18 protein-coding genes are annotated in these 18,641 nt (G+C 49.4%); 16 read left to right on the top strand and 2 right to left on the bottom strand.

The window, feature by feature from the left end; all coding sequences use genetic code 11:
* The first annotated feature begins 24 nt into the window (after positions 1–24).
* From ACQY69_RS11765 to ychF, 5 genes are read left to right on the top strand one after another with little or no spacing between them, the layout of a single operon-like run.
* On the top strand, positions 25–666 hold the full coding sequence (locus ACQY69_RS11765; RefSeq protein ID WP_428260710.1) for a methionine synthase: 642 nt from the start codon (positions 25–27) through the stop codon (positions 664–666).
* Positions 656–3,112 carry a homocysteine S-methyltransferase family protein gene (locus ACQY69_RS11770; protein ID WP_428260711.1) on the top strand — a complete coding sequence of 819 codons (2,457 nt, stop codon included), beginning with the start codon at positions 656–658 and terminating at the stop codon, positions 3,110–3,112. The genes ACQY69_RS11765 and ACQY69_RS11770 overlap by 11 nt, the downstream gene beginning before the upstream one ends.
* Positions 3,109–3,555, top strand: a complete 447-nt coding sequence (locus ACQY69_RS11775; RefSeq protein ID WP_428260712.1) for a hypothetical protein — start codon at positions 3,109–3,111, stop codon at positions 3,553–3,555. The genes ACQY69_RS11770 and ACQY69_RS11775 overlap by 4 nt, the downstream gene beginning before the upstream one ends.
* 52 nt (positions 3,556–3,607) lie before the next feature.
* Positions 3,608–4,366 carry a prolipoprotein diacylglyceryl transferase gene (gene lgt, locus ACQY69_RS11780; protein WP_428260713.1) on the top strand — a complete coding sequence of 253 codons (759 nt, stop codon included), beginning with the start codon at positions 3,608–3,610 and terminating at the stop codon, positions 4,364–4,366.
* 12 nt (positions 4,367–4,378) lie between these two features.
* The gene (gene ychF, locus ACQY69_RS11785; protein ID WP_428260714.1) at positions 4,379–5,470 is read left to right on the top strand and encodes a redox-regulated ATPase YchF; all 1,092 of its coding nucleotides are present in this window, start codon (positions 4,379–4,381) and stop codon (positions 5,468–5,470) included.
* A 353-nt stretch (positions 5,471–5,823) separates the two neighbouring features.
* Here ychF and ACQY69_RS11790 read toward each other — a convergent pair whose 3' ends face one another.
* Together ACQY69_RS11790 and ACQY69_RS11795 are read right to left on the bottom strand one after the other, a co-directional pair.
* Positions 5,824–5,913 (bottom strand): putative holin-like toxin, encoded by a 90-nt coding sequence (locus tag ACQY69_RS11790; RefSeq protein ID WP_428260715.1) that lies wholly within the window; start codon positions 5,911–5,913, stop codon positions 5,824–5,826.
* Positions 5,914–6,195: 282 nt separating this feature from the next.
* Positions 6,196–6,696: a hypothetical protein gene (locus ACQY69_RS11795; protein WP_428260716.1), complete on the bottom strand. Its 501-nt coding sequence runs from the start codon at positions 6,694–6,696 to the stop codon at positions 6,196–6,198.
* A gap of 147 nt (positions 6,697–6,843) precedes the next feature.
* Between ACQY69_RS11795 and sfsA the strand changes: the two genes are divergently transcribed.
* The 11 genes from sfsA (at position 6,844) to murG (ending at position 18,610) form a co-directional block, all read left to right on the top strand.
* Positions 6,844–7,557, top strand: coding sequence for a DNA/RNA nuclease SfsA (sfsA, locus tag ACQY69_RS11800; protein WP_428260717.1), 714 nt, complete (start codon positions 6,844–6,846; stop codon positions 7,555–7,557).
* Positions 7,558–7,795: 238 nt separating this feature from the next.
* On the top strand, positions 7,796–8,359 hold the full coding sequence (locus ACQY69_RS11805) for a DapH/DapD/GlmU-related protein (RefSeq protein ID WP_428260718.1): 564 nt from the start codon (positions 7,796–7,798) through the stop codon (positions 8,357–8,359).
* Positions 8,360–8,589: 230 nt separating this feature from the next.
* Positions 8,590–9,033, top strand: a complete 444-nt coding sequence (mraZ, locus tag ACQY69_RS11810; protein WP_428260719.1) for a division/cell wall cluster transcriptional repressor MraZ — start codon at positions 8,590–8,592, stop codon at positions 9,031–9,033.
* Positions 9,023–9,961 (top strand): 16S rRNA (cytosine(1402)-N(4))-methyltransferase RsmH, encoded by a 939-nt coding sequence (gene rsmH, locus ACQY69_RS11815; protein WP_428260720.1) that lies wholly within the window; start codon positions 9,023–9,025, stop codon positions 9,959–9,961. The genes mraZ and rsmH overlap by 11 nt, the downstream gene beginning before the upstream one ends.
* Before the next feature lie 3 nt (positions 9,962–9,964).
* Positions 9,965–10,417, top strand: a complete 453-nt coding sequence (locus ACQY69_RS11820; protein ID WP_428260721.1) for a cell division protein FtsL — start codon at positions 9,965–9,967, stop codon at positions 10,415–10,417.
* 126 nt (positions 10,418–10,543) lie between these two features.
* Positions 10,544–12,535 carry a penicillin-binding transpeptidase domain-containing protein gene (locus ACQY69_RS11825; protein ID WP_428260722.1) on the top strand — a complete coding sequence of 664 codons (1,992 nt, stop codon included), beginning with the start codon at positions 10,544–10,546 and terminating at the stop codon, positions 12,533–12,535.
* Between the two features lie 10 nt (positions 12,536–12,545).
* Positions 12,546–13,940, top strand: coding sequence for a UDP-N-acetylmuramoyl-tripeptide--D-alanyl-D-alanine ligase (locus ACQY69_RS11830; protein WP_428260723.1), 1,395 nt, complete (start codon positions 12,546–12,548; stop codon positions 13,938–13,940).
* 8 nt (positions 13,941–13,948) lie between these two features.
* Positions 13,949–14,917, top strand: coding sequence for a phospho-N-acetylmuramoyl-pentapeptide-transferase (gene mraY / locus ACQY69_RS11835; RefSeq protein ID WP_428260724.1), 969 nt, complete (start codon positions 13,949–13,951; stop codon positions 14,915–14,917).
* A gap of 30 nt (positions 14,918–14,947) precedes the next feature.
* Positions 14,948–16,327 (top strand): UDP-N-acetylmuramoyl-L-alanine--D-glutamate ligase, encoded by a 1,380-nt coding sequence (gene murD / locus ACQY69_RS11840; protein WP_428260725.1) that lies wholly within the window; start codon positions 14,948–14,950, stop codon positions 16,325–16,327.
* Between the two features lie 9 nt (positions 16,328–16,336).
* Positions 16,337–17,500 carry a putative lipid II flippase FtsW gene (gene ftsW / locus ACQY69_RS11845; RefSeq protein ID WP_428260726.1) on the top strand — a complete coding sequence of 388 codons (1,164 nt, stop codon included), beginning with the start codon at positions 16,337–16,339 and terminating at the stop codon, positions 17,498–17,500.
* A complete protein-coding gene (murG, locus tag ACQY69_RS11850) occupies positions 17,501–18,610 on the top strand; it encodes an undecaprenyldiphospho-muramoylpentapeptide beta-N-acetylglucosaminyltransferase (protein WP_428260727.1) in 1,110 nt (369 codons plus the stop codon).
* The last annotated feature ends 31 nt before the right edge of the window (positions 18,611–18,641 follow it).

Consider the following 18,641-nt stretch of genomic DNA (forward strand, 5'->3'; position numbering starts at 1 on the left):
AGACCGATACTGAGGGGAGAAGAGATGAATCTGGAGATAAAGGCGTCTATTCCACGGATGCGGTGGCTGGCGGCATTGGGATCAGCAGGCAGTGATGACGCGGCGTTGATGAAGAAGCTGGATGATGTTGAAAAGACTATTTTTGTCGCAGCAAGACCAAAGGCGATCTACCGTGTCATGGATCGGCATGATGTGAAGATATCCGGGATTTCCCTGGAAAAGCATCTGGAAGGATGTCGCAAGGTGGTGGTGATGGCGCTCACGCTGGGGATAGGCGTGGACAACGCTATAAGGAAAGCACAGGTCACGGACATGGCTGCAGCGGTCATAATGGACAGCGGCGCTTCGGTGCTGACGGAGATGATGTGTGACGACTTTGAAGCGTATATCAGAGAACATGTGGATGGATACATGACTGAACGGTTCAGTCCGGGGTATGGAGATTCCCCGCTTGAGCTTCAGAAGACTGTAGTGACATATATAGACGGTCAGAGGAAGATCGGGCTTAACGTGACTGCTGACAGCCTCATGATACCGAGGAAATCGGTCACAGCCTTCATAGGACTGGCGGATCACCCTGTGACAGGAAGGCTGGCTACGTGTGAAGAATGTGTCCTGAGAGATAAGTGTACACTTAGAAGAGAGGGGAAATCCTGTGGCGATTGATTTTAACGACAAGATATATATATTGGATGGGGCAATGGGAACGATGCTTCAGAGGGCGGGGATGGCTCCGGATGAAACGACGACTCAATTCGGCCTGGAGCATCCTCGGATATGGAAGGACATACACAGCCAGTATATAGATGCGGGAGCTGACATCATATATGCATCAACGTTTGGAATGAACCGGTTCAAGACGGAAGAGCTGGACAGACCTCTCCATGAGGCTGTAGCTCTCGCCATGAAAGCTGCCTGTGAAGCGAGAGATGAGGCCGGGGACAAAGGCAGAGCTGTGAAGGTGGCTCTTGGCATAGGACCATTGGGAGAGCTGCTGGAGCCTATGGGTACCCTGAAATTTGAGGAGGCTTATGAGGCTTTCACGGATCTGGTAACGGCGGGGAAAGACAACGGCGCAGATCTGGTGGTCATCGAGACGATGACAGATCTTTACGAGGTCAAAGCGGCGGTCCTGGCTGTCAAGGAAAATTCGGGACTGCCGGTGATGGTCTCCATGACTTTCGAAGATAACGGAAGGACCTTCACGGGAGTCAGCCTGGAAGCGATGGCTATGACGCTGGAAGGTCTTGGAGTAGATGCCATTGGCATAAATTGTTCACTTGGACCTGTGGAGATACTGCCGATGGCGAAAGAGCTCAGAGAACTCACGTCAGTGGCTGTATTCGCCAAGCCTAATGCGGGACTGCCTGACCCGGAGACGGGAAAGTATGACATCACATGCGGCCAGTTCATCGAGACCATGAAAGAATATATGCAGGCAGGCATCAACATGGTAGGCGGCTGTTGCGGTACAACACCGGAGTATATAGCGGGACTGGCCGAATGCAGGGATGAGCTGATAAAAAATGGCGTACCGGGGGCTGCCGGGAAAGAAGAACATGCGGCGGGAAAGGAAAAACGCGGCCTTCGGATATGCAGCGGTACAGATGTGGTCCATGTGGATCATGTGACTGTCATAGGAGAGCGGATAAATCCTACGGGTAAGAAACGGCTGAAGCAGGCACTGCTGGATGGAGATATGGATTATATATTGAATCAGGCCGTGGAACAGATCGATGCCGGGGCGGAAATACTGGATGTCAATGTAGGTGTGCCGTCTTTGGATGAATCGGCAGTGTTGCCGGATTTGGTGAAAAAACTCCAAGCCATCACAGGAACACCGTTGCAGATAGATTCATCGGATCCTGCGGCCATCGAAGCGGCTCTTCGGGTGTATAACGGAAAAGCGATAGTCAATTCCGTCAATGGCGAGCCTGATGTGATGGACGATATTTTACCTGTGGTAAAGAAATACGGCGCCGCCGTGATAGGGCTGACACTGGATGGCGATGGCATACCGGCGACAGCCGAAGGAAGATTTGCCATAGCGGAGCGGATCGCCGCGAGGGCGGCAGATTACGGCATACCGGAGGAGGATGTGATAATAGATTGTCTGACTCTTACGGCATCGGCGCAGCAGAAAGAAGTAAACGAGACTCTCAGAGCTGTGAAGATGGTCAGAGAAAGGCTGGGGCTCAAGACAGCACTTGGTGTTTCCAATATCAGCTTTGGTCTTCCGATGAGAGTCATTATCAACCGGACGTTCCTGGCCATGGCAATGGAGTGCGGGCTGGATCTTCCCATAATAAACCCTAATGAGGAAGAGATGATGTCGGCCATCTTTGCCTTCAATGTACTGAAGAATGTCGATGAAAATGCCGCGAGATATATCGAGCGTTATGGTGAAGCAGTAATGGAGCCTGGCCGTCTGGTGAAAAAAGGCGGCGGAGCCGCACCTGATAGTGGGCAGGCGAAGGACACAGCAGAAGGGGACGGCGATATATTTTGCTGTATCGAGAAAGGTATAAAAGCTGGGACTGTAGCTGCTGTGGAGGAGCTGCTCGAGTCTCACGACGAGATGGAACTGGTCAATGATTTTCTCATACCTGCGCTGGACAATGTGGGAAAAGGATTCGAGAAGGGGACCATATTTCTGCCACAGATGCTCCAGGCGGCAACGGCGGCGCAGGCCGGATTTGATGTGATAAAAACGAGACTGGCCGAGTCCGATAAGGAGTCGGTATCCCTGGGAGAAGTAGTGATAGCTACTGTAAAAGGAGACATCCACGATATAGGAAAGAATATCGTGAAAGTCATCATGGAGAACTACGGTTACAGGATGATAGACCTGGGAAGGGATGTTCCGGCGGAAAAGATAGTGGAGACGGTAGTGGAAAGGGATATCAAGCTGGTAGGCCTCAGCGCGCTGATGACGACTACGCTGAAGAGCATGGAAGATACTATAACCGCCATAAGGGCAGCGGCTCCTGATTGTCGTGTGATGGTAGGGGGCGCCGTGCTGACAGCCGACTATGCTGAGAGGATAGGAGCGGATTTTTACTGTAAGGACGCGATGAAATCCGTGGAAGCCGCGCAGGAGGTATTTGGATGAACAGATTCGGGATGTGGTTTGCTAATCTGATGAGGGGAAGATACGGAACTGATAATCTCAACAGATTTTTGCTGATAATAGCGTTGGTGGTGATCGTCGTCGATATTTTCGTCAGATGGAGACTGTTGGACCTGTTGACGATAGCGCTGCTCATATATGTATATTGCAGGATGTTTTCCAGGAACATCAATGCCAGGTACAGGGAAAACCAGAAGTTCCTTCAGCTTACGGCCAGGTTCAGAAGAAATCAGACGGGAAGCTCAGACGGGGGATCTTATGGAGCTGGAGGGTATGCCGGAGCAGGAAAGCGTTCAGGCAGAGATAAAACTCATAAGATCATGAGATGTCCTGGGTGCGGGGAAAAGCTGCGGGTACCTAAAGGCGCCGGAAAAATCAATATAACATGCCCTCACTGTGGGACTAAGTTCATCAAGAAAGTATGATGACAGGGCGTGGAGAAGAAAATTTTGCGAGTAGGATTATGAGGAGGACGACATGCCAAACCCACCGGATCCCGTAGCTTTTACTGTCTTCGGAATAGATATAATGTGGTATGCCGTGATGATAACATCCGGCATGATAATCGCCGCGGTGATATGCTGCAGGCGGGCGCCAAAGCACCATCTGACTGCTGACCAGATGATAAATTTCATGATTTTCTGCATCCCGGCCGCCATCATAGGCGCACGGCTCTATTACGTCATATTCAACTGGTCCATGTATTCCGGCGACCTTGCTTCCATATTCAATACGAGAGCGGGCGGATTGGCCATACATGGGGGGTTGATACTGGGGATGGCCACGGCACTGGTATTGTGCAGGATATGGAAGGTGAGACCGCTGAATCTGATGGATCTGGCTGTACCCTCTATAGCTATCGCCCAGTCCATCGGGAGATGGGGAAACTATTTCAATTCAGAGGCCCATGGAGGACCTACAGATCTGCCGTGGGCCATAACGGTCAACGGACAGACGGTGCATCCAACTTTCCTCTATGAGTCTATATGGTGCTTCCTGCTTTTTCTGTTTCTCATATATGTGGACAACAGAAGGCAGTTTGAAGGACAGACGCTGCTGCTATACGGCATATTGTACTCGGCGGAGCGATTCTTCGTGGAGGGACTGAGGACCGACAGCCTGATGATAGGTCCATTCAGGCAGGCTCAGGTACTGAGCCTGACGATCATCATAGTGTGCGTTATCGCCTATGTGATCTTATACAGACATTACAGAGCAAAAAAGAAAGATAGATAAGGAGAACATATTATGAAATTAGGGATCGTAGGACTGCCAAACGTAGGAAAGAGCACACTTTTCAATGCTATTACCAAAGCAGGAGCGGAGGCCGCCAATTATCCGTTCTGTACCATAGAGCCTAATGTGGGCGTAGTGACAGTGCCGGATGAAAGGGTGACCACACTCCATGAGGTGTATGATTCGAAAAAGACGGTATATGCGACGATCGAGTTTTATGATATAGCGGGGCTCGTAAAGGGAGCTTCAAAAGGCGAGGGGCTGGGGAACAAGTTCCTGGGCCACATCCGTGAAGTGGCGGCTATCGTTCATGTGGTCAGATGCTTCGATGATTCCAACGTGGTACATGTGGATGGAAAAATAGATCCCATCTCCGATATAGAGACCATAAACACAGAATTGATACTGTCGGACATGGAGGTGCTGGACAGGAGGATACAGAAGACTACAAAGAATCTCAAAGGGGACAAGAGCCTGCAGAAGGAGCTGGATATACTGAAGCGTGTAGCTGATTTCCTGGGAGAAGGAAAGTCGGCACGAGCCATGGAGCTGGATGAGGATGAAGCGGAGTTCGTGAAGAGCCTCGACCTTCTGTCCTACAAGCCTGTCATATACGCGGCCAACGTTTCGGAAGACGACGCTGCTTCCGAGGACAACGAGTATATAAGAAAAGTTCGCGAGTTCGCGAAAACAGAAGGCGCGGGAGTTATCGTGGTCTGTGCCAAGATCGAGTCGGAGATGGCTGAGTTGGACGATGAGGAGAAGGCTATGTTCCTGGAAGAGATGGGAATAAAGGAGTCAGGATTGGACAAGCTGGTGAAGGCGTCTTACCGATTGCTTGATCTAATATCCTTCCTGACGGCAGGCGAACCGGAAGTACGGGCGTGGACCATCAAGAATGGCACAAAAGCTCCGGGAGCCGCCGGCAAGATTCATACCGACTTCGAGAAGGGCTTCATCCGTGCGGAGACCATCGCTTACGATAAACTGATGGAATGCGGCGGGAAGCTGTCGGTCGCTAAGGAAAAAGGGCTTGTCCGCTCCGAAGGCAAGGATTATGTCGTAAAGGACGGAGATGTGATGCACTTCCTGTTCAATGTGTAGAAAAACGATAAACCCCTGTAAATCAGCGGAAGCGTTGAAATTACAGGGGATTTTCTTTATTTTTGTATATGATTCTGTCGGAGCAAAAACGGATAAAACAGGCTTAATCAATGCGACTTGAGGGTGTATCATTACAGCCTTGTACATTACCTCGCTTTTCTCCTTTCATTGGGTTTTGCGGGGTTTTGTTTTATATATCATTACGGAAATAACCGCATATATTGACTTTTGAACGTATATAGCATAAAATAAACATAAAGAGGAATCCGTGAACGGTTTGCCTCAAATGGTGAATGAAAAACACTCGTCCAACTTCGGCAATTTAGGACGGGTGTTTTACTTTATGTAAAACTTTATCGCTTAATCTTTACGACCAAGGCGATGAGAGCAATAACGAATGTGCAGAAAGCTAAAAGCTCTGACAAGGTTATGTACATACTCATCACCCCCTTTCTCAAGGGGCAGACCGTCCACCGTGTCTCTGATTCCTCTTGAAAGCATTATACAACAGGGGACAACTGCATTCAAGGTGCTTTATTGACAACAGTAAACCAATGGCATATAATATACTTAACAAGGCAGCCGACAGGTAACGTGCCCTACCCGTTCCGGCGAAATAAGTTAACTTAGTAAAGCCACCTATCCGGCCAAGGAAACAAGGTGGCTTTACTTATTTCGATATGCGCCCGGCAGGCGCGTTTTTTCAACTCTTTTCAGGTCTGAGGCTATTCCGTGATAACGCTTGCAGGGTCTGTTGCCAATATCAGCTCGGCGGAATCTCCCATCAGGTAAATCGTGTAGAGCTGCTGGGAATCATCGTCGTCTGCAGCTTCATTGCTTTCCATAAGCTCTGCCGCGTCGACGACCACCTCTTCGCCGTCAACCATGGAGGTCATTCTGGCGTACAGGCCTATCTCAGCCTCTTTTGTGATATTGGTATCAGCTATATAGTATCCGTCCTCGTATCCGGAGTTGGGTACTACCTCTTTCTCCGTTATGGTGATGCTGTAGGAATCGCCATTTTGTGTCACGTCGATGGAACCAAGCATGGTGACCGCTCCGTCGGTCATAAGCTGATCGCTGTACTCACCGTGCAGATAATCGACAGTTATATCAGGTTCGCTTATGGTATTTCCTGATTTTTCCTCGCCGCATCCTGTCAGGCAATACATGGAAAAGGCCAATACGGCTAGAATCAAAAAAACCAATCCCTTTTTCTTTTTCATCGCAATTCTCCTGTAGACAGACATTTTGGTATAAACTTTACCGATATTCTACACTTTATGGTAAATCCTTTCAAGTAAAATGAATGAAATATAATAAAAATGTAACATTTTTTTATTTATTTAAAGAAAATCTGGTAAAATCAGATCATGAGATACGAAAAGATATGCAGAGGAAAGTTCATATCAAGGCCCAATAGATTCATCGCTGAAGTGGAGACCGGAGGATGTGTGCGGCGGGCACATGTGAAAAATACAGGAAGGTGCCGCGAGCTGCTGGTGGCAGGTGCGGATCTGATAATGGAGGATTTTCGCGGGAGGATGGGGAAAAGAAAACTGGAATATTCTCTCATCGGTGTGACGAAGGAGACCGCGCGAGGACCGATCCTCATCAATATAGATTCTCAGGCTCCCAATAAGGTGGTGGGGGAGGCGCTGAGATCCGGAAAGCTTAGGATAGGTGGCATGGGAAAGGTCAAAGCTGTAAAAAGTGAATATGTGTACGGGGCTTCGCGTTTGGATTTTTATGTGAAGGACGAGACTGGCAGAGAGGCGCTGGTGGAAGTGAAGGGCGTGACATTGGAAGAGGATGGGACGGCGATGTTCCCCGACGCTCCGACTGAGAGAGGCGTTAAACATATAAGGGAGCTTATGGGAGCGGCGTTATCGGGGTACGTGGCTTGTGTGATCTTCGTCATACAGATGAAAGGGATAGATTTTTTCAGACCTAACGACAGAACTCACGCTGAGTTCGGAGAAGTGCTCCGTGAAGCGCAGAAGGTCGGTGTGGAAGTGTTGGCTTACGATTGTATCGTGGGAGAGGACAGCCTGCGGCTGGATGCGCCGGTGGAGATCAAGCTGTAAACCGTGCCGTTGGCATGAGCGGTGACGTGAGCAGTGTGAAAAGCGATTCCTCGGGAGCATATCCAGCGATGTGATATAGCAATTAGACATGTAAAGGTGCGACAGATATAATAACATCATGAGTTCCGGATTTTTGAAGGAGACGAAATGCGGATGAAACGGCCAAGACCACAGGCGCCGGGAGCCGGCGTGGGGAATAGCTGCGGCGACGGCAGGAAATGTAAGGAGTGATGTCATTATGAGTATAGAGAAGCTTTTAAAGCACCTGGAGAAGGACAATACAGTAATTGGAGGGACTGATGCGGGAGAAGTGTTGGATCTGCTTGCCGATGAGGCGATGCGTATCACGGCCGAGCTGAACAATTCGTATCACAGCCCTGAAGAGGTACGTGATATCTTTTCGCGTTTGACGGGGAACCCGGTCGATGAGTCTTTCAAGATGTTTCCTCCCTTTTATACTGAATGCGGAAAGAACATACATGTTGGGAAGAACGTCTTCATTAATTTCTGCTGCCATTTTCAGGATCAGGGCGGTGTATACATAGGCGACGATGTATTGATTGGTTCCAATGTGGTTTTTGCTACCATCAACCACGGCATGGATCCGGATGAGCGGCACCTGCATCATCTTGAGTCCATACACATAGGGAACAAGGTCTGGATCGGTTCCAATTCTACTGTGCTGCCGGGAGTCACAGTAGGAGATGGAGCGATCATAGCGGCCGGAGCTGTAGTGGCGAAGGACGTGCCGCCGAAGACGGTGGTTGGAGGCGTTCCTGCCAGGGTGATAAAGGAACTGTGACAGAGGACGAAGTGGAGGGACGTGAAAAGATAAAAAAACGTCACAAAAACAAGATGATGGCGTATTGCTGAAAGAGAATACAATATATAGTGTTTTTGACGAGACGAGAATAAAACGATTCTCGTCTCTTTTTTATTTTTTGAGCAAAAGTGTCCGCTGGTGGAGTGAATTTGTTGATAAATGGTTTGAAGTGGTTTAAAATGGAGATACGAAAAATGGGAGGAGACTAAATGTTTGTAGGCAAGTATTACAATTCAATAGACAGCAAGTCTAGGATAATAGTGCCTGCAAAATTCAGGGACGAGCTGGAGGGCAGATGTATCATCGCCAAGGCTCTGGATCGGTGTCTGACCATTTATCCTAAAGATCAGTGGGAGAAATTCGTGGAGGAGAAGCTGGATATCCTTCCGACAGGAAATCCTCAGGCAAGAAAGCTGAGAAGGCACTTTTACTCATCGGCGGCCGAGTGCGATGTGGACAAGCAGGGAAGGCTGACCATACCTCAGGATCTGAGGGAATATGCCGGTATAGAAAAAGATCTGGTGACGATAGGAAGCAACAAAACCATAGAAGTTTGGAGCAAGGAATACTGGAAGGATGAGATCGACCCGGATACGGGAGAGCTGATGAATGCCAGTGAAGTGGCGGAAAGCATGGAGCAGTATGGATTTTAAACATGTGCCGGTCTTATATGAGGAGTGCATATCCAATTTGAAAATAAGAGACGACGGCATTTATGTAGATGGGACGCTGGGAGGGGGCGGACATGCTTCCGGGATAGCGGAACATCTGAGCCGGAAAGGTATGCTGATCGGAATAGACAGAGACGCAGACGCTATAGAAGCGGCAGGGAAGCGGCTTTCGGATATGGAATGCAAGGTAGAATTGGTTCACGGAAATTATTCGGAAATCACGGATATACTGGAAAAACTGGGGGTAAACGGTATAGACGGCGCTTTGCTGGACATAGGAGTCTCTTCTTTTCAGCTGGATAACGCGGAGCGTGGATTTTCATATATGCACGATGCGCCGCTGGATATGAGAATGAACAGAGACGATGGCTTTTCCGCCTACGACGTGATCAATGGATATGATAAAAACAGACTGACGGAAGTCATCAGAAAATACGGCGAGGAAAAATGGGCGTCACGCATAAGTGATTTCATCATTAAACGGAGAAAAACCGGCAAGATAGAGACCACAGGCCAGCTGGTGGACGTGATAAAGGCGGCCATCCCGGCATCGGCCAGAAGAGAGGGACCTCATCCTGCCAAGAGGACTTTCCAGGCTGTAAGGATAGAAGTGAATAATGAACTCGAACAGCTTGAAAGGGCGATAGATCGATTCTGCGACGTGCTGTTGCCGGGAGGAAGGCTATGCGTCATAACATTCCATTCTCTGGAGGATCGTATAGTCAAAGAGGCATTCAACCGCAGGCTGAATCCGTGTACATGCCCTAAGGAATTCCCGGTGTGTATATGCGGCAAGGTGTCGGATGTGAACAAGGTCACCGGCAAACCTATTGTCGCGGGAGAAGAAGAGCTGAAACGGAATCCCAGAGCCAGAAGCGCCAAGCTGAGAGTGATAGAAAAGAAGGGGTAGTACATGATAGCACCTGAAAGATGGTATGAATACCAGGAAAAATATCAGAAATACGGGCTGGATATGAAGCCGCAGCCGGAGCCGGAGAGGAGAAGCCGCAGAAAGCGAAGAACGAAAAAAGTGGCTTTGCCGTTGGGGAACGGGAAAAAAGCAGCATTTTCGCTGGTGCTGGTAGCAGGGATAGCCATGATAATGCTGATAATAATAACGGCATACTCGGCTACGCTGAGATATGATATAAATTCCATGATCCGTGAAAACAGCGCGTTGATGGGAGAGATAGAGAACCTGCAGGTGAAGGTCTACAGTGCCAACAATGTGGACCGCATAGAGAGCAAAGCTACGAGTGAGCTCAAGATGATATATCCCGGCGATGGAGATAAAGTATATATTTCCGGCAGCGATATCCCGGAGGATGGATTTGCGGATATAATCAAGGAAAAAGCCTATAAATAATTGATGAAAAGTATAATATGTCGTAGTTAAAGATAATAAAATGTAACTGTGATACCCGGGCAGAATAAGCTGATTACCATGTCCGGGGTCGCTTTTTAAAGGGGAACAAAGTTAAAGGGGAGTAAAGTGACATCATTAAACAGCAGCAAGAAAAATCTGATAATCATTCTCATCATAGTCTTCGTATGTCTGCTTCTGCTTTGCCTGAGGCTGGGATGGATACAGATAGTGAAGGGCAGCGAGTACTCGGAGAAGGCAGTGGAGCAGCAGACGAGAGATACGCCGATAGAGGCTGACAGAGGCGTTATATATGATACTAACGGTAACGAACTGGCAGTCAGCGTCACATGCTACACCATATGGGTGCGGCCGTCGGACGTGAGATCCGGGGAGACCAACGCCGAGAAAAATGAGAATATCGAGAAGGTATCTCAGAGCCTGGCGGAAATACTGGGACTTGATTATGAAGAGGTCAAAAGCGAGGTGACCAAGGAGCAGAGCATCGTCAAGATAGAGCAGGGAGTGGATAAGGACACCGCTGACAAGATAAGAGACGCTGATCTGCCGGGTGTGGAAATCGCCGAGGATACCAAGAGAAGCTACCCTCTGGGGGCTTTCGCCTCCCATACACTGGGAACGGTCAACGATGACAACGAAGGACGCTCGGGCCTGGAATTGCAATACAATACATATCTGAGCGGTATCGCGGGAAGATGGGTCAATTATACCGATACAGGCGGCAACAGGCTGTCATATGGAGAGGAAAGATATTATCAGGCTGAGGACGGATACAGCATCGTGACGACTATAGACCAGGTGATACAACATTACACGGAAAAGGCTATAGCTCAGGTACAGGAGTCCACAAGCTCTGAAAGAGTGATGGCTATAGTGATGAATCCGAAGACCGGGGAGATACTGGCCATGGCTCAGACTCCTGAATTCGACCTCAATGATCCGACGACACCGCTGGATGAGGAGGAACAGAAAAAGCTGGAGAGCATGTCCGACAGTGAAAAGGTGACATATTGGAACCAGATGTGGAGAAACTTCCTCATATCCGACGCATATGAGCCTGGATCCACGTTCAAATTACTGACAACGGCCATAGCTCTTGAAGAAGGTGTTACAGATCTGGATTCAACGTACACCTGTACCGGGTCTATAGAGGTGGCCGGACAGACCATACATTGCTGGAGAAGCGAGAATCCTCACGGGACGCAGACTCTCAAGCAGGCTGTCGGCAATTCATGTAACCCGGTGCTCGTTCAGCTGGCTACAGAGATAGGTATAGAAAAATTCTATGATTATATGGCTACTTTTGGGATAACGGGAAAGACAGGGATAGATTTTCCGGGAGAAGGTACAGCCATACTTCAGGATGAGGATTCGGCAGGCCCTGTAGGGCTGGCGACCATAGGCTTCGGTCATGGAGTGGCGGTCACGCCGATACAGCTGATAACGGCAGTGAGCGCTTTCGGCAATGATGGGAAGCTGATGCAGCCGAGACTGGTGAAAGAGTTGAGGGATTCCGACGGCAATACGGTCGAGACATTCGATGAAAAGGTCGTGCGCCAGGTAGTTTCCAAAGAGACAGCCGACGAACTGTGCGATATAATGCAGTATGTAGTAGATGAAGGCGGTGGCGGAACTGCCAAAGTCGAAGGCTACAAGGTAGGTGCCAAGACGGGAACTGCCAACAAAGTCAACGATGAAGGCACAGGATATCTTGAGGATACTTATTCGTCCTGTATAGCTATGGCGCCGATGGATGATCCGCAAGTGGCGGTGCTGGTCATAGCAGACAGTCCTAAGGGAGTCCGATATGGAAGTACTACAGCGGCGCCGGGGGTCCAGCAGATACTGTCCGATACCCTGAGATATCTCAATATTTCTCCTGATGAAGAAAGCCAGGAGGAAGCTGATGAGGAACGTGTGCAGGTACCGGATGTAGTAGGTGAGAAGGCCAGCGAGGCGATAGGTATATTGGCAGGCGACTCGCTGTCATACGATATGGATGAAGATGCGGCTGCCGAAAGTGACTTCATCGTAACGAAGCAGTATCCTGCGGCGGGGACGGAAGTCAAGAAGGGCAGCAAGGTGTATTTGTACGAATGAGCAGGTGGATATGGATAAGATATCGATAGAAGCTGTTGTCGAGGCGACGGGAGGACGTCTGATAAAGACGTGTGATGAAGGATTCATAACCGGAGTGAAGCATGATTCGCGCCAGTGTGGGGCCGGGGATATGTTCGTCGCCATAAAAGGCGAAAACCACGATGGTCACACCTATATACCGCAGGTCTTGGAAGCAGGGTGCAGGACTGTACTCGTTTCTCACAAAAACGGATGGTACGATCATGCAGAGGATGGAGACATCAATGTGGTAGAGGTGGAGGATACTGTCTATGCCATGGGACAGCTGGCATCCTATTATCTGGATACTCTTGATGTGATGAAGGTGGCTGTCACAGGAAGCGTTGGGAAGACTACGACCCGTGATATGATATATTACGCTCTCAGCGAGAAGTATCGCTGCGGCAGGAACATGAAGAATTACAACAATAGCATCGGCCTGCCGTTATCTATCTTTCAGATGGACAGCTCCACACAGGCAGTAGTACTGGAGATGGGTATGGACAGAGCGGGAGAGATAGACAGACTGGCGGAGATCGTCAGACCGCATATCGCTGTCATAACCAACATCGGAGTATCTCATATAGAGAATCTGGGAAGCCGGGAAGGTATTTTTCATGCCAAGATGGAAGTGGCGAAACATATCTCTTCGATGGGGCAGGAGCGAGGTGCGCTGATATTCCCGTGGGACGGCCGGTTCCTGACGAAGGAGAATACCAGAGGAGATTACCGTCAGGTGATGGTAGGCGAGGACGGAAAGAGCGACTATATAATATCCGATATTGACGACAGGGGATTGGATGGTATAGAATTTACATTTGAGCATATGACCAAAAGCAGCAGAGTAGCAATTCCTGTCCCGGGAAGGCATAACGCAGTCAACGGGACTCTGGCCATAGCGGTGAGCCACATGTTGGGGCTTTCCACAGAGGAGGCCGAGGCTGGCCTTTCGAAGCTGAAGCTTACGGGAAGCAGGCTGAAGCTTTTGGAAAACGATAAATTGCGAGTCATAGATGACACGTACAACGCCAGTCCCGATTCCATGAAGAGCGCGCTGAAGGTCCTGGAGAGAAGTTCGTGCAGCGGCAGCCGTATAGCTATTCTGGGAGATATGTATGAATTAGGGGAGCAGAGCGGTAAACAGCATTTTGAAGTAGGACTTTTCGCGAGAGGGCTGAGGATAGATAAACTGATAGCTGTAGGCAGCGAGGCGGAACGTATCGCGGAAGGCGCGTCGGGAGGCGGCCTTCAGGTGATGTACTTTAAAAAAAAGGAAGATTTATACGGGAAAATGAATCAATTCATAGGTCAGGGGGACATAATCTTAGTTAAGGGTTCCAGAGGAATGAAGATGGAACAGATAGTAGAGAAAGTTTTAAGTATTTAGGAGATATCATGAATTACGTCAATATCGGGATAATAATCATAGCAGCTTTTGTGATTTCCGTCATTCTGACCAAATTGGAAATACCTGTCCTCAAAGCCAGGGCAGGCCAGAACATACGGGAAGAAGGACCGGAAAGTCATTTGTCCAAAGCAGGTACTCCCAGCATGGGAGGCATCGCCATAATCATCAGCACTGCCGCGGCGGCTTTTACAGCGTCGCTCATATGGGATGGCAGCATGGCGGATACGTTGATAATACTGTTCGTGTTTATAGGTTTCGGGCTCATAGGATTCTTCGATGATTATCTGAAGGTTATAAAGAAGAACAATCTTGGCCTCCGGGCGTATCAGAAATTTGGCCTCCAGATAGTGATATCGGTGGCATTGGCAGTGTTCCTGGCTAATTATTCGACGGAGACCACGTATGTATATATACCTGTGGCGGATATATATGTCGACTTCGGGATATGGTATATACCATTTATCGTCTTCGTGGTACTGGCGATGACCAACGCGGTGAACCTTACTGATGGGCTGGATGGTCTGGCTTCAGGAGTGACTGCGCTGGTGACGCTGTTTTTCGCGGTGGCGGGAGTCTCATACGGACTGGCATCAGGCTCGTATTTCTGTGCTGCTGTGTGCGGAGGCTGTCTGGGATTTTTGGTGTTCAACAGGAATCCGGCAAAGGTGTTCATGGGAGATACAGGCTCTCTGGCTCTGGGCGGAGGACTGGCGGCGGCGGCGATAGTGATGAAGATGGAGCTGTTCCTGTTGATAGTCGGGCTCATATATGTGATAGAGGCGCTTTCAGTAGTGCTGCAGGTGGGGTATTTCAAGATCACAAAGGGAAAAAGGATATTCAGGATGGCGCCTATACATCATCATTTCGAGAAGTGCGGCTTCAAAGAGGTACATGTGGTCATAGGGTTTTGGATATTTACCGTGATCTGCTGTCTGGTGGGATTTGCAATCATTTAGTTATTCGTTCATCATGTTAGGAGTGGTACAATGCCAAGAGAAAGCGTAACAGATATCAAAGATAAGAAAATACTGGTCGTTGGTATGGGAAAGTCAGGGAAAGCAGCTGTCCAGGCCATGGTAAAGCTGGGAGCGGATGTTTCGGTCCAGGACAATAAGAAGAAGGATGAGCTGGATCCCCAGCTGATCGCTTTCCTGGAGGGCAAGTCAGTGACTTGTTATCTGGGATGTGAGCCGGAAGACATGAGCGCCTTCGATATGCTCATTCTCAGCCCGGGAGTATCTCCGGATCTGGATTTCATAAAGGAAGCTCAGGCATCGGGAGCGGAGATAATAGGAGAACTGGAGATAGCCTACAGGATAGGCCACGGTAAATATGTGGCTATCACCGGGACTAACGGCAAGACAACCACGACGACTCTGGTCGGCGAGATCTATAAGGCGGCCGGAAGGAAGACTTATGTGGTGGGAAACATAGGGGTAGCGGTCATATCCAAGGCGCTGGCGGCGGAAGACGATAGCTGGCTCGTGACGGAGACCAGCAGCTTCCAGCTGGAGACCACAAAAGATTTCCAGCCTGAGATATCGGCCATCCTGAACCTTACGCCTGACCATATGGACAGACACAAGACGATGGAGAATTACGGGAAAGCAAAGGCGGCGGTATTCAGGAATCAGACGCCTGAACAGTATTGTGTGATAAATCACGACGATGAAGAATGTATGAAGCTGGCGAAAGACTGCAGAGCGAAAGTCGTGCCTTTCAGCAGGAAGACCACGCTGGATTTCGGCGTCTATGTGGATGGGGATACGATAATCATCAAGGACGAGGAAGGAAAGATAACTGAGATATGCAGGCCTGTGGAGCTGAAGATACCGGGTGCGCATAATCTGGAAAATGCGCTGGCGGCCTGTGCCATAGCATTTTTCGGCGGGATCCCGGCGGAGGTCATAGCTAAAGTCATGCGGGAGTTCAACGGAGTGGAGCACAGACTGGAGCTGTGTGGAACCATAGACGATATACGTTTTGTCAATGACTCGAAAGGAACTAATCCGGATGCGTCCATCAAGGCCATAGAAGCCATGAAGGAGAATATAATACTGATCGCGGGAGGATACGATAAAGACGCATCATTCAAAGAATTCGTCGATGCCTTCGACGGCAGGGTGAAAATGCTGCTGCTGATGGGAAAAACAGCTACCAAGATAAAGGATGCGGCGGAGAAAGCGGGATTTACCGATTCGATAATACTCAAGGATATGGAAGCTTGTGTAAGAGAAGCCTACAGGATCGCTCAGCCGGGAGATGTCGTTCTTCTTTCGCCGGCTTGTGCCAGCTGGGATATGTACACCAGCTTCGAGCAGAGGGGCAATCATTTTAAAGCCTGTGTTCAGGCGTTGGAAAGGTGACGAGGGCGATTGGAAAAAACGGAGAAAAAGGTAAAAACGGTCAAGAGAAAGAAAAAAGCGATAAAGCTTAAATCAGGGGATTTCTGGCTGATGCTCTTTACGCTGATGCTGGTCATATTCGGAGTTATCATGGTCTTCAGCGCCAGTTATTATTACTCCATAAGTCAGGACGGAAACGCCTACAGCTACCTGTTGCGTCATGGCATGTGGGTGCTGCTTGGATTCGGAGTCATGATACTGGGAGCGGCCTTCGACTACAGGAGGTATAAGAAATTCGCATTACCCATATTCATAGCCAGCGTTCTGCTGCTGATATTGGTATTGACACCGCTGGGGCAGACTACTAATGGCGCCACCAGATGGATAAGGCTGGGGCCTGTGACCATCATGCCGGGCGAGATAGCCAAGATAGCGGCCATAATGTTCGTAGCGTGGTTCCTCAGCGAGGACAGGGACAGGATAAAATCGCTGACCCGGGGTATACTGCCGCTGGTGGGCGTAGCCGGCCTTTATGGCGCGCTGATAATAATGCAGCCAAATCTTTCTACGGCTATAACTGTCTGCGGGATAATCGTAGCCATGATGCTGGTAGCAGGACTGAAGTGGAGATATGTTCTGACGGCAGGTGGTGTGGGAGCTGCCGGGATATTGAGCATACTGCTGTTCATGAAGGACAGCTATTGGTACAGCAGACTCACCAGCTTCACCGATCCGTTCGCGGACCCTCTCAATGAGGGATATCAGGCGGTCCAGTCGCTGCTGGCTCTCGGTTCGGGCGGACTTTTCGGAGTGGGATTGGGCAAGAGTATCCAGAAAAACTTATATCTGCCGGAACCGCAGAACGATTTCATACTGGCAATAATAGGCGAGGAGCTGGGATTTGTCGGCATCCTTCTCCTGATAGTGCTGTATTGTCTTTTCATATGGCGCGGTGTCCACATAGCAGTCAACGCTCCTGACCAGTTTGGCGTGCTGCTGGCTTCGGGAATAATACTGATGGTAGCTATACAGGTCATCCTCAATATAGCGGTAGTCACGTCGTCCATGCCGGCTACCGGGATAAACCTCCCGTTCATAAGCTATGGAGGGAACGCGTTGCTGATATTCATGTTTTCCGCGGGAGTATTGATAAATATATCGAGGCATGGTCCTAAGAATACAGGGGTGAATTAAATGAGAGTGATAATGACATGCGGTGGCACAGGGGGGCATATATATCCGGCCGTCGCTATAGCTGATGAGATAAGACGAAGAAAGCCGGATGCGGAGGTGCTGTTCGTCGGTTCTGAGATCGGCCTGGAGCGCGATCTGGTGCCGGAGAGCGGGTACGATATAGAATTGATAGCTGCCGACGGGTTCGACAGACAGCATCTTCTGAGGAATATCAAAGTCATGAGAACACTTCGAAGAGGAGCGAAGAAGTCACGGAAGATCATCAAGGAATTCAGACCCGACGTGGTGATAGGAACCGGCGGATATGCCAGTGCTCCCGTGATGAAAGAAGCTCAGAAGCTCCATATACCGACATATATCCACGAACAGAATGCCGTGGCGGGCATGGCTAACAAATTGCTGGAAAAAGGCGTGAAAAAGCTGTTTTTAGGCTTTGAAGAAGCATCCGGAGATTTCAGGTTCCCGGAGAAGCATGTGCTGGCAGGCAATCCTGTGCGGCATGAATTCATCGAAGCTGACAAGGAAAAAGCGAGAGCTGAACTGGGTCTGATGCCTTCAGATTTCGTGGTGCTGGCTTTCGGCGGAAGCCAGGGGGCAGGACGCGTAAACCGAGCCATGATGAAGGTGATAGAGACATTCAACGGTGTCAGTGATTTCAGGATATATCTGGCGACAGGAGGCTATTATTATGAAGCGATAAATCAGGAGCTGGCCGACAGAGGCGTGGCCCTGGCGGATAATGTGGTGATAGTGGAATATATCCATGAAATGGCCAAATATCTGGCGGCTTCCGATCTGGTCATAAGCAGGAGCGGGGCGCTTACAGTGGCTGAGACGACTGTGTGCGGCAAACCTGCCATATTCATACCGTCCCCGGCGGTAACGGGAAATCATCAGTATTTCAATGCGAAAGCAGTAGCCGATAAAGGGGGAGCAATAATAGTGGAAGAGAAAGATCTGGACAATGATAAGCTGGCTGACGAGATCCTGAAGCTGAAGAACAATCCGGAGGCCATGAAAGAGATGGCAGCCGGGAGTCTGGCCTGCGCTCCTTTCGACGCGGTGAAGATAATATGCGATAATATACTGGGTCCTGAAAAGACACAGTAGGCAGTAACGACAAAGACACCTCACACATATC

It is taken from the genome of Gallibacter sp. Marseille-QA0791 (assembly GCF_965119705.1).
Lineage (GTDB): Bacteria > Bacillota > Clostridia > Peptostreptococcales > Anaerovoracaceae > Lentihominibacter > Lentihominibacter excrementipullorum.

Excerpts from the sequence above, each read along its gene's own strand:
- ACQY69_RS11765 (WP_428260710.1), top strand. The coding sequence starts at position 25 with ATGAATCTGGAGATAAAGGCGTCTATTCCACGGATGCGGTGGCTGGCG.
- ACQY69_RS11775 (WP_428260712.1), top strand. The coding sequence starts at position 3,109 with ATGAACAGATTCGGGATGTGGTTTGCTAATCTGATGAGGGGAAGATAC.
- lgt (WP_428260713.1), top strand. The coding sequence starts at position 3,608 with ATGCCAAACCCACCGGATCCCGTAGCTTTTACTGTCTTCGGAATAGAT.
- ychF (WP_428260714.1), top strand. The coding sequence starts at position 4,379 with ATGAAATTAGGGATCGTAGGACTGCCAAACGTAGGAAAGAGCACACTT.
- ACQY69_RS11790 (WP_428260715.1), bottom strand. The coding sequence starts at position 5,913 with ATGAGTATGTACATAACCTTGTCAGAGCTTTTAGCTTTCTGCACATTC.
- ACQY69_RS11795 (WP_428260716.1), bottom strand. The coding sequence starts at position 6,696 with ATGAAAAAGAAAAAGGGATTGGTTTTTTTGATTCTAGCCGTATTGGCC.
- sfsA (WP_428260717.1), top strand. The coding sequence starts at position 6,844 with ATGAGATACGAAAAGATATGCAGAGGAAAGTTCATATCAAGGCCCAAT.
- ACQY69_RS11805 (WP_428260718.1), top strand. The coding sequence starts at position 7,796 with ATGAGTATAGAGAAGCTTTTAAAGCACCTGGAGAAGGACAATACAGTA.
- mraZ (WP_428260719.1), top strand. The coding sequence starts at position 8,590 with ATGTTTGTAGGCAAGTATTACAATTCAATAGACAGCAAGTCTAGGATA.
- rsmH (WP_428260720.1), top strand. The coding sequence starts at position 9,023 with ATGGATTTTAAACATGTGCCGGTCTTATATGAGGAGTGCATATCCAAT.
- ACQY69_RS11820 (WP_428260721.1), top strand. The coding sequence starts at position 9,965 with ATGATAGCACCTGAAAGATGGTATGAATACCAGGAAAAATATCAGAAA.
- ACQY69_RS11830 (WP_428260723.1), top strand. The coding sequence starts at position 12,546 with ATGGATAAGATATCGATAGAAGCTGTTGTCGAGGCGACGGGAGGACGT.
- mraY (WP_428260724.1), top strand. The coding sequence starts at position 13,949 with ATGAATTACGTCAATATCGGGATAATAATCATAGCAGCTTTTGTGATT.
- murD (WP_428260725.1), top strand. The coding sequence starts at position 14,948 with ATGCCAAGAGAAAGCGTAACAGATATCAAAGATAAGAAAATACTGGTC.
- murG (WP_428260727.1), top strand. The coding sequence starts at position 17,501 with ATGAGAGTGATAATGACATGCGGTGGCACAGGGGGGCATATATATCCG.